This window comes from Marinobacter salicampi (assembly GCF_011074795.1).
GTDB lineage: Bacteria > Pseudomonadota > Gammaproteobacteria > Pseudomonadales > Oleiphilaceae > Marinobacter > Marinobacter salicampi.
In genome coordinates, this window is record NZ_JAAMPF010000031.1 from 107,060 (window position 1) to 120,575 (window position 13,516).

A 13,516-nucleotide genomic window follows, 5' to 3' on the forward strand; every position below is an offset into this window, starting at 1 on the left:
CATGGCTGGATTGATCGGAATTGGTCTTACGGGCGTGCTGGGACACCAATCTGCACTCAACACCACCGGCAATAACATAACCAATGCCAACACCCCGGGCTACAGCCGACAGGAAGTGGTGTTCGAGACCCAGCCGGGCCGCCAGAGTGGCGCCGGAACCATTGGCAGCGGCGTTAACATCAACGATATTCGCCGCATTGCCAATGACTTCGTTACAGAGCAATTGCGCAGCGACACCTCCCTGTTCAACGAGCAGGATGTGCTGAATGGCGAATTGGGTCGCCTTGACAACCTGCTGGGCGGCGAGAGTACGGGGTTAAACAACGCGCTAAACAACTTCTTCGCAAGCCTGCAGAGCGCGGCGGAAGACCCCGCTGCACTGCCTCAGCGCCAGCTTGTCCTCAGTGAAGCCCAGGCGGTTGTGAACCGTTTCCAGTCGTTGAACTCCGCCTTCGTGCAACAGCGTGAATCCGTCAACTCCCAGATGGGCGCCAACACATCGGATGTCAATGCGCTGCTGTCGAGCATCGCCGAACTGAACATGGCCATCTCTGAAACGCCGGGCATTGCCCAGGGCAAGATGCCGAACGAGTTGCTGGACAAACGAGACGAAAAACTCCGAGAACTGTCCGAACTGATCAGTATTCGGGTGGTGCCCGCTGATGGCGCCCAGGTCAACGTCCAGATGGGCAATGGCCAGTCGCTGGTGGTTGGCGGAGAGGCGTCCACTCTTGCCACTCGCCGCAGCGCTGAAGACCCCAATGCCATGGAGTTCACCCTCAACACCGGTGGCAGGGTCAGGGTCATCACCGAGCAGGTGGTGGGCGGCAAACTCGGGGGCTTGCGCCAGTTTGCAGCAGGGCCTTTGAATGCCGCATTCGATGAGTTGGGCCGCATTGCCGTGGCACTGTCAGACCAGGTCAATCATCAGCACCAGATCGGCATGGACCTGGAAAACGATCTGGGCGGATTGTTCTTCACCGATGTCAATACTCGCAGCGCACAGATCAACCGGGTGACGCCCAATGCCAACAACGCCAGCCCGAAAGATGGCGTGGTCGCCGTTGAAATCACCGACAGCAGTGTTCTGGCGGCGGGCAGTTATACCCTGAAAATCGGCGACAACCAGAACTTCGAGCTGGTTGACCGGGCCAATGGCAAAACTGTTCGGCAGGGTTCACTGCCGGCGACACTACCGGCTGAACTGTCCATGCCCGGATTCAATGTCCGCATCGAGTCGGGCAGTTTTTCTCCCGGTGACAGTTTTCTCGTTCGACCGACCCGATCTGCGGCCACGGACATGGCCTTACAGGTAGAGCGGGAGGAAGACCTGGCCTTCGCAAGTCCGATTCGTGCTGGGGCTGACGAAGGTAACACCGGAAATGGCGCCATTTCGCAAGGCACCATGCTGGACGTGCGCAATCCGTTGACCAACGTGCCTCTGTCAGAATTCAACCAGCGCGGAGCCCTGTCGCCGCCATTGATGGTGCGGTTTATAAACGAAACAGAGTACGAGATTCTGGATGCCAGCGATCCAACCAAGCCAAAAGATCTAGATCCGGCCGTTTCTGGTCAGACGTTTCAGCCGGGCATTTCCAACAAGTTGTTTTCAGAGGACCCCCGGGATGAGAACTATCGCGGCTTTCAGTTCACCCTGAATGGTAACCCCCAGGCCAACGACAGCTTCCTGATCGACTACAACACAGACGGGATTTCTGATAACCGCAATGTGGGACTGCTGGGTGGCCTGGCGACCGCCAACACCATGAACGGCGGCAACCAGAGTTTCACTGAGGCTTATGGCGGGCTTGTTGAAACCGTCGGTGTTTCCACCCGTCAGAGCCAACTTGATCTCGATGCAGGTCAGGCTCTGCTTGAGCAGACAAGTAACCAGCGGGAGTCTATCTCCGGTGTCAATCTGGACGAAGAAGCCGGACGCCTGATCCAGTACCAGGCCGCTTACAACGCCTCCGCCAAGGTGATGAGTGTGGCCCAGGATCTGTTCAACACGCTGCTGAGCACATTCCGATAAGAAGCTGAGGAAACGACCATGATCCGGATTTCATCACAGCAGATTTTCCAGGGCGGCGTTAACCGCCTGCAGGATCTGAACGGCGGCCTGCAGAAAACCCAGGAGCAGATATCTACTGGCAAGCGGGTCAATACGCCCTCAGACGACCCGGTTGCGGCGGCCCGTATTCTGAAGCTGGACCAGGAGGTCGCCCAGATTGATCAGTTCCAGCGCAACGTGAATCTGGCAGAAAATCGCCTGGAGCAGGAAGAGAGCGCACTGACGGCTACCAATGATCTTATCCAGCGTGTCCGTGAGCTTACTGTGCAGGCCGGTAATGGCTCCTTGTCGAGCCTTGATCGCCAGTCTCTGGCCGCTGAACTTCGCCAGCGGCTTGAGCAGATGGCTTCCCTGGCAAACACACGGGATGCGTCAGGAGAGTATATCTTCAGCGGTCATAAGGGCGGCACCCCGGCCTTTGAGCAGAATGTTTCCGGGAGCTGGGTCTATCAGGGCGATGAAGGTCAGCGCAGCCTGGAGATTGACAAGGGTGTGAGCGTCAAGATCAGTGACAACGGCAAGAAGATTTTCACCGACGTGGCCAGCGATAAGCCAGCTTTCATCACTGAGGCAAGCCCCAATAATGCTCAGCCTCCGGCACAGATAACCACCGGGATGATGCTGGACCAAGCCGTGTTTGCCGAGCTCTACCCGGATGATCTGGTAATCGAGGTAGACACTACCGCGGGCACGTTCACCGCATCTACCCGCACCAGTCCACCGGTGGACGTGACGCCCCCCGATAATACTTATACCAGCGGGGAGCCCATCCGGGTTGCCGGCATCCAGTTCGAGATAAGCGGCGCAAGTGACGGTGACCGTTTTGTTGTGAAAACCTCGGAGAAACAGTCATTGTTTGCCAGTGTTGAAAAGCTTATCTACGGGCTGGAAAACCAGGACAAGATGCCCGCAGTAGCGACTATACCGGGGGGTACCAGTTACTCACCGATGATTGGTGATGAGCTAACTATTAACGGCGTAGCATTCTCAGACTTCACCGATTTGGCACCTCTGACTGCGCTTCGTGACGCAATCAATAGCAGTGATGCGGCAGGCCTGGAGAAGGTGTCGGCCAAGATAGATGCCAATGGCGATCTGAAGATCCAGTCCCAGGGTGGTGACCTGAATTTCGAGGCAAGTGGCACGGGGACTATTGTGGTTGGTGGGGCAAAATTTGAGGATCTGACGCTGCCCACTGGACCCTTAACAGCAACCGTCAGTGGCGGACAGCAGGCCTTTGACGAGCTGATTGCCAGCTCCCTGAGCAACCTGGACAACGCCCAGGAAACCATCCTGGAGACACAGACAGAGATTGGCGGCCGGATGAACGCCGTTGAGTCTACCCGGGAGTTTCTCGGTGACACGGCGGTCTATACCAAAGATATCCGGTCCCAGTTGCAGGACGTGGATTACGCTGAGGCCATCAGCCGCCTGAGTTTCCAGAGCTTTGTTCTGGAAGCGGCCCAGCAGTCGTTTGCCCGGGTTTCCCAGATTTCGCTGTTCGATCGGCTGTAGCCGCCGTGAGTCGCCCCGGAGCGGGCGGTGATGCGGTTGCTTTCATGGGCAACCTCAGTATAATCCTGTCTCTCTTCGATGGCGGTGTGGTGAAATTGGTAGACACGACGGATTCAAAATCCGTTGCCCTCACGGGCGTGGCGGTTCAAGTCCGCCCACCGCTACCACAGAAGCCTATTAATCAATGGCCTGCCAGTGTCAGCGCCACCCTGAACAGCCTCCTCCATGAATCTCTCGGACTTCCATTTTGATCTGCCCGATGAACTGATCGCCCGTTATCCTTTGCCTCAACGTAGCGCCTCCAGGATGCTTACACTTGATGGCCCGACGGGGCACGTTCATCACAGGAAAATCATTGATCTGCCTGACCTACTGGAACCCGGTGACCTTCTGGTCTTCAATGATACCCGTGTTATTCCCGCCCGGCTTTTTGGGCGCAAGGCCTCCGGCGGGCAGGTGGAGATACTGGTTGAGCGGGTAACCGGAAGTCATACCCTGCTGGCCCATGTGCGCTCGTCAAAGTCGCCCAAACCAGGTCAGACCATCATTCTTGAGGACGACTCCGAACTGCTCATGGCCTCGCGCCAGGGTGCTCTGTTCGAGCTTCATCGGGGCGGCAGCGAAACAGTGCTTGAGTTGCTGGACCGGATCGGCCACATGCCGCTACCTCCCTATGTTGATCGCCCGGACGAGTCCACCGACCGCGAACGCTACCAGACCGTTTATGCCCGTGAGGCGGGAGCTGTAGCCGCGCCAACCGCCGGTTTGCATTTCGACGATGCCCTACTAGCAAGGTTGGCTGACAAAGGTATAGAAACAGCCTTTGTGACCCTGCATGTAGGTGCGGGCACCTTCCAGCCGGTTCGCGTCGAAAAAATCGAAGACCACGTCATGCACAGTGAAGTGGCCCATGTGCCGCAGGCAACGGTTGACGCTGTACGCAAGGCCCGTTCAGCAGGCCGCCGGTTAATTGCCGTAGGCACGACGTCAGTCCGGTCCCTGGAGAGTGCCTGCAGGGAAGGGGAGCTAGGGCCGTTTCAGGGTGAGACCGATATTTTCATCTACCCCGGTTACAGGTTCGGCTGCGTTGACGCGATGATCACCAATTTCCATTTGCCTGGCTCGACTCTAATGATGTTAATCAGCGCCTTTGCCGGTATCGAGAATGTCCGGGTTGCCTACGCTGCTGCGATCAGCGAACGCTACCGCTTTTTCAGCTATGGCGACGCCATGTTCATCAGCGCCCGGGAGCAGAGCATGGGCGCGATGAACGCCAGAACCCAACCGGGAGATTCACAGTGAGCAACCGCTCTTTCATGACGTTTGAAAAACTGGGTGAGGATGGCCTTGCGCGGCGGGGGCGGCTGACCTTTCCCCGGGGCCAGGTGGAAACCCCGGCATTCATGCCGGTAGGAACCTACGGCACGGTCAAAGGCATGCTGCCCAGAGACATCGAGGCCATCGGCGCTCAGATCATTTTGGGCAATACCTTCCATCTCATGCTGCGCCCGGGCACCCAAGTAATCCGCGCTCACGGCGACCTCCATGATTTTACCCAATGGCAGGGCCCGATCCTGACGGACTCGGGCGGCTTCCAGGTGTTCAGCCTGGGCGAGATGCGAAAAATAACGGAAGCCGGGGTGACTTTCCGTTCACCGATTGATGGTTCGCCGGTTGAGCTGTCACCGGAAATCGCCATGCAAGTGCAGCGGGATCTGGGCTCGGATATCGTAATGATATTCGATGAGTGTACCCCGTACCCGGCAACAGAAACCCAGGCCAGGGAGTCGATGAAGCTCTCTCTGAGGTGGGCCGCAAGAAGCAAGCTGGCCCACGGTGATAGCCCCAGTGCGCTGTTCGGTATTGTGCAGGGCGGTATGTATACGCATCTTCGGGATGAGTCCCTGGCAGAACTCACCAATATCGGTTTTGACGGCTATGCCATCGGCGGGCTGTCTGTTGGCGAGCCCAAGGCTGACATGCTACGGATACTTGACGATTTGCCACCTAAAATGCCGGCCGATAAGCCCCGGTATTTGATGGGTGTGGGCAAACCGGAAGACCTTGTGGAAGCTGTGTACCGCGGCGTCGATATGTTTGATTGTGTTCTACCCACCCGAAATGCCCGCAATGGCTATTTGTTCACGTCCACAGGCGTCGTCAAAATTCGCAATGCAGCCCACCGACACGATACCTCGCCACTGGACACCGAATGCGACTGCTATACCTGTCAGAATTTTTCCCGCAGCTATCTTCATCATCTGGATAAGTGCGGAGAAATGCTCGGTTCGCAGCTGAACACGATTCACAATCTCCGGTATTACCAGAACCTTATGGCCGGATTGCGTGGGGCCATTGAAGCAGGTACATTGTGCGACTTTATTGACGCTTTCTACGCCCGTAGAGGCGAAATCACGCCCACCCGTCAAGCGGCTTCAGCTGCCCATACACAGGCGTAAGTGCTAATCAGACGAACAACGGAGACACCCATGAAAACAATGCAGACTCTATTTGCCGCCCTCCTGGTGCTGGCGCCAGGCTTCGCTTTCGCCGAGGCTCCTGCAGGGCAGGGTATGAGCGTAATCGGCCAGGTGATTTTCTTCGCCGGTTTCATCCTGATCTTCTACTTGTTGATCTGGCGCCCGCAGTCCAAGCGTGCGAAAGAGCACAAGGCCCTGATGTCCGGTCTGAACAAGGGCGACGAAGTGGTCACTTCCGGCGGTATTGCCGGCAAGATCACCAAGGTTACCGATGACTTCATCGTGGTCGAGATTGCCGACAACGTTGAAGTCAAGGTACAGAAAGTTGCAGTAGCCACAGCTCTGCCCAAAGGCACGTTGAAAGACATCTAAACCCGGACAGTTGCTGACCAAAGGCACCGCATGCTCAATAAATTCCCGCTCTGGAAAAACATGATCATCCTGATTGCTGTGGCAATCGGATTCATTTACGCGTTACCGAACCTGTATCCGGATGATTATGCGGTTCAGATCAGTGGTGCCAGAAGTAGCACCCAAGTTGACGAGCGCACCCTGGAGCGTGCGGTGACCGCCCTTGAGGAGGCGGGTATTGAGGTGCGTTCTGCCGAGGTCGACGAGCCGGATGGCCTGATAAGGCTGGCGGGTGGTGAGGCCCAGCTAAAGGCCCGCCCCATTGTCCAGGCCGCCCTTGGCAATGACTACCTGGTAGCCCTGAATATGGCACCTTCCACCCCTGACTGGCTGCGCAGTATTGGTGCGGGGCCCATGAAACTGGGTCTTGACCTGCGTGGCGGCGTCCATTTTCTTCTGGAAGTGGATATGGAAACCGCCCTCAAGCAACGTTTGGAAGCACTGTCAGGCCAGGTCAAGCAGGATCTGAGGGATGAGCGCATCCGCTACCGTGGTGGCGAGGTGGCAGGAGCCCAGAACATTGTGCTGACATTCCGCGATGAGAGTGAGAGGGACAAGGCCTTCAGCCTGGTCCGCGACCAGTACAACCAGTTCCTGCTTGATGAGAGACGCGGCGACGACGATGAGTATGAACTGGTGCTGACTCTGTCTGAAGCACAGGTTCGCGAAATTGAAGACTATGCGGTCGAGCAGAACCTCACCACACTTCGCAATCGGGTAAATGAGTTGGGTGTGGCAGAGCCCCTTGTTCAGCAACAGGGCCGTTCCCGTATCGTGGTCGAACTGCCAGGTGTTCAGGACACGGCTCAGGCGAAACGGGTTATCGGCGCCACGGCGAACCTTGAGTTCCGCCTGGAGGCCCGTCAGGATGCGCCTGCCGGTACCACAGAAGTCTACCCGTTCCGGGACAGTGAGAACCGGACCGCCAGGCTGGAAAAAGAGGTCATTGCCTCCGGCGACAGCGTTGCCAACGCCCAGCAGGGGTTTGATGAGAATGGCCAGCCCCAGGTAAATATCACCATGAATTCCGCGGGCGGCGACAGGATGAACCGCGCCACTCGGGACGCCATTCAGCGCCGAATGGCTGTGCTGTTTATTGAATACAAGTCCGAGACCACCGAAAGGCGTGTTGACGGCGAAATGAAAGAAGTGGAAAAGCGTAGCGTCGAAAGAGGCATAATCAGCCTTGCCACTATCCAGTCAGCGCTTGGTTCCAGTTTTCGTATCACAGGGTTGGATTCTGTGGCAGAAGCGGCTGAATTGGCGCTTCTGTTAAGGGCAGGCTCCCTGGCCGCACCGATGTATTTCGCCGAGGAGCGAACCATCGGCCCCAGCCTGGGCCAGAAGAATATCGACGCCGGCATGATGTCAGTTGCCTTGGGCTTCGGTCTGGTGCTCATCTACATGGCGGTTTTCTATCGGGTATTCGGCCTGATCGCGAATCTGACGCTGACCATAAATCTCATGATGCTCATCGCCTGCATGTCGATACTGTCGGCGACACTGACCCTGCCGGGCATTGCCGGCATCGTGTTGACTGTGGGTATGGCGGTAGATGCAAACGTACTTATCTTCGAGCGAATCAAGGAAGAGCTTAAGAGCGGCATGCCGCCACAGTCGGCGATCAATGCAGGCTACTCCCGGGCGTTTGTTTCCATCGTTGACGCTAACATCACCACGTTGCTGGTGGCTGTTATCCTGTTTGCCATGGGCTCCGGCCCGGTTAAAGGTTTTGCTGTGACACTGTGCATCGGCATCCTGACGTCCATGTTCACCTCGCTGCTGGTTAGCCGGGGTATCGTGAATTTCGCCTTCGGCGGTCGCAAGATTGAGAAACTGTCCATCGGGGGGAAGCTCGCTAATGCCTAATGTAGAAAAGAAACCCATTGATTTTATGGGTATACGCAAGGTAGCTGCAGCCTTTTCCATCGCTTTGGTGCTGGGCTCCCTCATCATTTTGGCGATTAACGGCCTCAATCTGGGGCTGGACTTCACAGGCGGTACCTCTGTTGAGCTGGAGTACTCGGAAGCGCCGGCACTGGACGATATCCGCAATGTACTTGCAGACTCGGGTTACGAGAACTTTGTGGTCCAGAACTTCGGTGCCGAAACGTCGGTTCTCGTTCGGCTCTCAGACGCCTTTGACGATGAACTGGCGGCACAGGTAACTGAGGATCTGCGCACAACTGGCCAGGAACTTGAGTTGGTGCGTTCGTCATTTGTTGGCTCCCAGGTGGGAGATGAGCTGAAAGAAGACAGCGGGCTTGGGCTGCTTCTGGCGCTCGCAGTTGTGCTGGTCTACGTGGCTATGCGGTTCCAGGCCAAATTTGGTCTGGCTTCAGTGGTGCCTTTGGCCCATGACGTCATTATCATTCTCGGTATTTTCTCGCTGTTCCAGTGGACTTTTGATCTGAGTGTATTGGCGGCACTGCTTGCGGTTATCGGCTACTCGCTGAATGACACTATTGTTGTGGCGGACCGCATCCGCGAAAATTTCCGCAAAATGCGGGTTGGCGATTCAGAGCACATCATTAACGAGTCGATTCATCAGACCATAAGCCGGACACTGAACACTTCCGGAACCACGTTGGTGGTCTTGATTGCTCTGTATCTGTTTGGGGGCGAGGCTATCAATAACTTCGCCATTGCGCTTATCTTCGGCGTAATCGTGGGTACTTACTCCTCGATTTACGTAGCCGCTTCCATGCTTCTCGCCTTGGGTGTCTCCCGGGACGATCTAGTCATACCGCCCAAGGAAGGTCTTGTAGGGCAGGAAGGCGAAGATGAGGAAGAGCAGCCCCCTGAATGGCTGAATCGGATGTAGCAGGACCATCCTGTAATAAAAAAGCCGCGACTCTTGAACAGAGCGCGGCTTTTTTGATTTGCTGTGAAAGCTATTGGGGTAGGCGACCACGGAAGGGGTGCAGTGCTTTCAGCACTTCCTTGAACAGTTTTGGATTGGCTACCACCATCTGTCGGTCTTTCTGGGTCGAGGGATTGCCGGAAAAATCTCCAGTCAGGGCGCCAGACTCGTTGGCGATGATCAGCCCTATGGTCAGGTCGATGGCCTGGGGTCGGAATATCACCGCTGCATCCAGATGCCCTGCAGCAACACGGGCGATATCCAGAGGGACACAGGAAGACGTCCGCAGACTTGCTGTCTGCTGGGCCAGGGTTGCGGCCATCTCTCCCCACAGCAATGCGTTATCGGAACCACGGGCATGATCCAGAATGTTGGTCACCACTGCAGCCTGCTCAGCCTGTCGAATAGAACTGGTGCGAACGCGACGGCTGTTCAGTGTCGAACCGTGACCCCGGCTGGCGGCGTATTCTTCGCCGCTGACTGGATTAACCAGAAGCAGGTTTTCAGCCCGGTTGTCCTTTTTTTGCAGTAATGCCAGAGCGAACTCGGGAATACCCCGTAGAAAATTGTCCTGACCCAGAACCGGGAAGATGTGCCAGCTCCTTTCGTGCTCTCGGGCGTCTGCCTCCCCCAGGGGAGCAATTACATGATCGCGATAGGATTTCTGTAGCTGTTCGGCAAAGTTGTCATACAGAGACTGCTCGATACGTTCGAGCTGAGCTCGTAGTTCCTGGGGGTCTTTTTCGGCCAGTTCCTGGCGTTCGAAGTGGGACTTTAGGAAATCCGAACCCTGGCGGGCGACCCGGAGGGCCATTTTAATTGCTGGTTGCATCAGGCTATTCATCACTTGGGTGTGCGAAGGCCGCGTATCATAACAAACTGGGCTTTTGCCTTGTATGTTTTTTAATAGATGAACCATCAACACCCCGGGGCCTGGTTCGGAGAGTACTCGCCTTCTGTTATTATGCCCATTCAGTTTTTACCAGAGATGGACACTCCATGCGAAAAGCGGCCTTGCCCTCAGAATCGAACATAGAACCACTGGAAAACGTCCGCATCATTTTGGTCGAGACCTCTCACTCGGGCAATATCGGAGCTGTCGCCCGAGCAATGAAGAATATGGGCATGGCAAACCTCTGGCTGGTCAACCCAGCCTCATTTCCAGACGAAACCTCCTATGCCCGGGCGGCTGGAGCCGCTGATGTCCTTGATTCGGCAAGAACGGTGGCTACTCTTGATGAGGCTCTTGCGGAGTGTGTGGTAGTGATGGGCACCAGTGCTCGGGGCCGTAAGGTTCCCTGGCCGGTCATCCCTCCACCTGAGGCCGCCTCCAAGGCTGTCACACATGCTACCGCCGGACCTGTGGCGCTGGTTTTTGGTAGGGAAAATCATGGTCTGAGCAATGACGAGCTGCAGCGTTGCCATTTCCACATCCATATACCGTCTAACCAGAGTTACAGCTCGCTCAATCTTGCGATGGCAGTACAGGTGGTCTGCTATGAACTCCGCATGCATTACTTGCGTTTGCAGGAGGGCGGTGAGTCAGGGCCGCAGCTCCGTTCCATGACCACGCCAGCTGACCCGGGGTGGGACCAGCCTCTGGCCTCGGTTGCAGATGTTGAAAGCCTCTTTAAACACCTTGAGGAAGTACTGGTGGATGTAGAATTCCACCGCAGGGATAAACCGAGACAGTTAATGACGAGACTGCGTCGCCTGCTCCAGCGCGCTCAGATGGACCAGATGGAGGTCAATATACTCCGGGGTATTCTTTCCTCCGTCCAGAAGGCCGCTGGCAAACAGAATAAGGCGGAAGATGCTGGCCCCTGAATACTTGACTGAAATACTTGGTCAATTCATAATCAGGTATATAAAAAGTCATCTCCTCCGAGGCCACGCTTTATGCGATTGACCACCAAGGGCCGGTACGCGGTAACCGCCATGCTTGACCTTGCCCTTCACAGTGAGGGTGGGCCGGTTAGCCTTGCTGATATTTCAGGTCGCCAGGACATCTCCCTGTCCTATCTGGAACAGTTGTTTGCCCGCTTGAGGCGCCAGGAACTTGTGGTCAGTGTTCGTGGCCCCGGTGGAGGGTATCGGCTGGGGCGAGACTGCCAGCAGGTGTTCATTTCCGAGGTTGTGGACGCGGTTAATGAGTCACTGGATACCACCCGCTGTAAGAACCATGGGGACTGCCAGAATGGCGAAAAGTGCCTAACCCATCATCTATGGTCTGACTTGAGTGATCAGATTCACGACTTTCTCAGTGGTATCAGTCTGGCGGATCTGATGAAGAAGCGGGAAATCCAGGTGGTGGCTGAGCGTCAGAATCGGCGCCGGAGCGAGAGTGGCTCGCAGGCCATTAATACCAAGCTTCTTTCCGATCGGGCCCCGGCCTGAACATCATCTTTTCGTAATTCGTGACGCTATGAAAAAACCGGTTTATCTAGATTATGCCGCAACGACCCCCGTAGACCCGGCAGTTGCCGGCGACATGATGGGGTGCCTGGCGCTGGACGGCTTATTTGGCAATCCCGCCTCCCGGTCCCACGGCTATGGCTGGCAGGCCGAAGCTGCAGTAGAGAAAGCCCGTCGCCAGGTAGCAACGCTGATTGGTAGTGATCCGCGGGAAATCGTCTGGACCTCGGGCGCGACAGAATCGGATAACCTCGCAATTAAGGGAGCTGTTGCCGCTCTCGCGAGCCCCCATCCCCATATCGTTACTTCAGTTGTCGAGCATAAAGCAGTAATCGATACCTGCGCCTGGCTCGAGAGGCAGGGATGTGAGATCACATGGCTGGTTCCGGATAGCCGAGGAACCATCAGTCTTGATCAGGTCAAAGAAGCGATAAGACCAGGGACTGCCCTGGTCAGCCTGATGATGGTCAATAATGAGCTTGGTTCTGTTACGGATATCAGGAGCATAGGGTCCTTTTTGCGGGACAATGGCATTCTGTTTCATGTGGATGCCGCTCAGGCTGCCGGTAAAATCGTTATCGACGTTGGTCAGATGCCAGTAGACCTGTTGTCACTATCCGGGCATAAAGTTTATGGACCCAAAGGGATCGGCGCTCTTTATGTGCGTCGGGACCCTGCAGTGCGTATTGAGGCCCAGATTCATGGCGGTGGTCATGAACGGGGTATGCGCTCCGGAACTCTTCCCACCCATCAGATTGTTGGTATGGGCAAGGCCTTTGAGCTTGCAGGTGGCCAGCTAACCGCAGAGACCGAACGACTTGAAAGCTTGCGCGAGCGATTTCTTGTCGGGCTTTCCGCTTTGGCCGGGGTCACTCTTAATGGTCATTCCGAGCAGCGGGTGCCGGGTATCATGAATCTTTCCTTTGACGGGGTCGAGGCCGAATCCCTGATGCTGGGGCTACGGGATCTGGCTATTTCTTCTGGCTCAGCCTGCGCATCAGCAACCCTGGCGCCATCTTATGTTCTCAAGGGTATCGGTCTGAGTGATGCCCAGGCGCACCGAGCCTTGCGTTTCTCGCTGGGTCGGTTTACGACAGTAGAGGAGGTGGATTTTGCCGTTAGCCAGGTGGTTGAAGTGGTTCAACGCCTCAGGAGTGTTCGCCGGACTGTGGCCTAATCCAGCGTACCGGTAGGCAGTAGGCCCCCGACTGCGTATAATCCCAGGCCTGAATTTAACCTGGCCAAACACGTGTTTTCACGGGGCAGGCCAATCCAACCATTCCGGAGTTTTATCATGTCAAATGAGCGGACGCTCTCGATCATCAAGCCCGATGCAGTAGCCAAAAACGTTATTGGCGAAATTTACAGCAGGTTTGAGAAGGCCGGCTTGAGCCTGGTCGCAGCGAAGATGATGCACCTTACCCAGGAGCAGGCCGAGGGCTTTTATGCTGAGCACAAAGAGCGGCCTTTCTTTGCCGATCTGGTCGCATTCATGACCTCCGGGCCCGTAATGGTTCAGGTGCTGGAAGGCGAGGGGGCGGTTCTAAAAAACCGCGATCTGATGGGCGCCACGAATCCTAAAGAAGCTGAAGCCGGCACCATCAGGGCCGATTTCGCATCCTCCATTGATGCAAACGCCGTACACGGCTCTGACTCTGCAGCGTCAGCAGAGCGTGAGATAGCTTATTTCTTCAATGACAATGAAATCTGTCCACGCGGCTGATTTCCCAGGAAAAAGGGTTCAGGATTGGCATAAGCCGG

General features: G+C 56.1%; 12 protein-coding genes and 1 tRNA gene. 12 read left to right on the forward strand and 1 reads right to left on the reverse strand.

Going from position 1 to position 13,516, the window contains the following annotated elements:
• The first annotated feature begins 1 nt into the window (after position 1).
• The 8 genes from flgK to secF all read left to right on the forward strand — a co-directional run bounded on the left by flgK (position 2) and on the right by secF (position 9,301).
• The gene (gene flgK / locus G7W63_RS17620) at positions 2-2,032 is read left to right on the forward strand and encodes a flagellar hook-associated protein FlgK (protein ID WP_166261463.1); all 2,031 of its coding nucleotides are present in this window, start codon (positions 2-4) and stop codon (positions 2,030-2,032) included.
• Between the two features lie 18 nt (positions 2,033-2,050).
• Positions 2,051-3,586, forward strand: coding sequence for a flagellar hook-associated protein FlgL (flgL, locus tag G7W63_RS17625; RefSeq protein WP_166261466.1), 1,536 nt, complete (start codon positions 2,051-2,053; stop codon positions 3,584-3,586).
• A gap of 80 nt (positions 3,587-3,666) precedes the next feature.
• Positions 3,667-3,753 (forward strand) — tRNA-Leu (locus G7W63_RS17630).
• A 58-nt stretch (positions 3,754-3,811) separates the two neighbouring features.
• Positions 3,812-4,888 carry a tRNA preQ1(34) S-adenosylmethionine ribosyltransferase-isomerase QueA gene (gene queA / locus G7W63_RS17635; protein WP_166261469.1) on the forward strand — a complete coding sequence of 359 codons (1,077 nt, stop codon included), beginning with the start codon at positions 3,812-3,814 and terminating at the stop codon, positions 4,886-4,888.
• A gap of 14 nt (positions 4,889-4,902) precedes the next feature.
• Positions 4,903-6,045: a tRNA guanosine(34) transglycosylase Tgt gene (gene tgt / locus G7W63_RS17640; RefSeq protein ID WP_166261550.1), complete on the forward strand. Its 1,143-nt coding sequence runs from the start codon at positions 4,903-4,905 to the stop codon at positions 6,043-6,045.
• 39 nt (positions 6,046-6,084) lie between these two features.
• Entirely contained in the window at positions 6,085-6,438 is a 354-nt protein-coding gene (yajC, locus tag G7W63_RS17645) for a preprotein translocase subunit YajC (RefSeq protein ID WP_423202301.1), read from the forward strand.
• 30 nt (positions 6,439-6,468) lie between these two features.
• The gene (gene secD, locus G7W63_RS17650) at positions 6,469-8,346 is read left to right on the forward strand and encodes a protein translocase subunit SecD (RefSeq protein ID WP_166261475.1); all 1,878 of its coding nucleotides are present in this window, start codon (positions 6,469-6,471) and stop codon (positions 8,344-8,346) included.
• Positions 8,339-9,301 (forward strand): protein translocase subunit SecF, encoded by a 963-nt coding sequence (secF, locus tag G7W63_RS17655; protein ID WP_166261478.1) that lies wholly within the window; start codon positions 8,339-8,341, stop codon positions 9,299-9,301. Before secD ends, secF begins: the two co-directional genes overlap by 8 nt.
• Positions 9,302-9,371: 70 nt before the next feature.
• Here the strand turns inward: secF and G7W63_RS17660 are convergent, their stop codons facing one another.
• Positions 9,372-10,172, reverse strand: coding sequence for an inositol monophosphatase family protein (locus G7W63_RS17660; RefSeq protein WP_166261481.1), 801 nt, complete (start codon positions 10,170-10,172; stop codon positions 9,372-9,374).
• 167 nt (positions 10,173-10,339) lie between these two features.
• Between G7W63_RS17660 and trmJ the strand changes: the two genes are divergently transcribed.
• From trmJ to ndk, 4 genes are all read left to right on the forward strand, one after another.
• Positions 10,340-11,167 (forward strand): tRNA (cytosine(32)/uridine(32)-2'-O)-methyltransferase TrmJ, encoded by an 828-nt coding sequence (gene trmJ / locus G7W63_RS17665; protein ID WP_166261484.1) that lies wholly within the window; start codon positions 10,340-10,342, stop codon positions 11,165-11,167.
• 72 nt (positions 11,168-11,239) lie between these two features.
• Entirely contained in the window at positions 11,240-11,737 is a 498-nt protein-coding gene (gene iscR, locus G7W63_RS17670; RefSeq protein WP_166261487.1) for a Fe-S cluster assembly transcriptional regulator IscR, read from the forward strand.
• Between the two features lie 28 nt (positions 11,738-11,765).
• Complete coding sequence (locus G7W63_RS17675) at positions 11,766-12,932, forward strand: IscS subfamily cysteine desulfurase (RefSeq protein WP_166261490.1); 1,167 nt, start codon at positions 11,766-11,768, stop codon at positions 12,930-12,932.
• 117 nt (positions 12,933-13,049) lie between these two features.
• Complete coding sequence (gene ndk, locus G7W63_RS17680) at positions 13,050-13,478, forward strand: nucleoside-diphosphate kinase (protein ID WP_166261493.1); 429 nt, start codon at positions 13,050-13,052, stop codon at positions 13,476-13,478.
• Positions 13,479-13,516 lie beyond the last annotated feature (38 nt).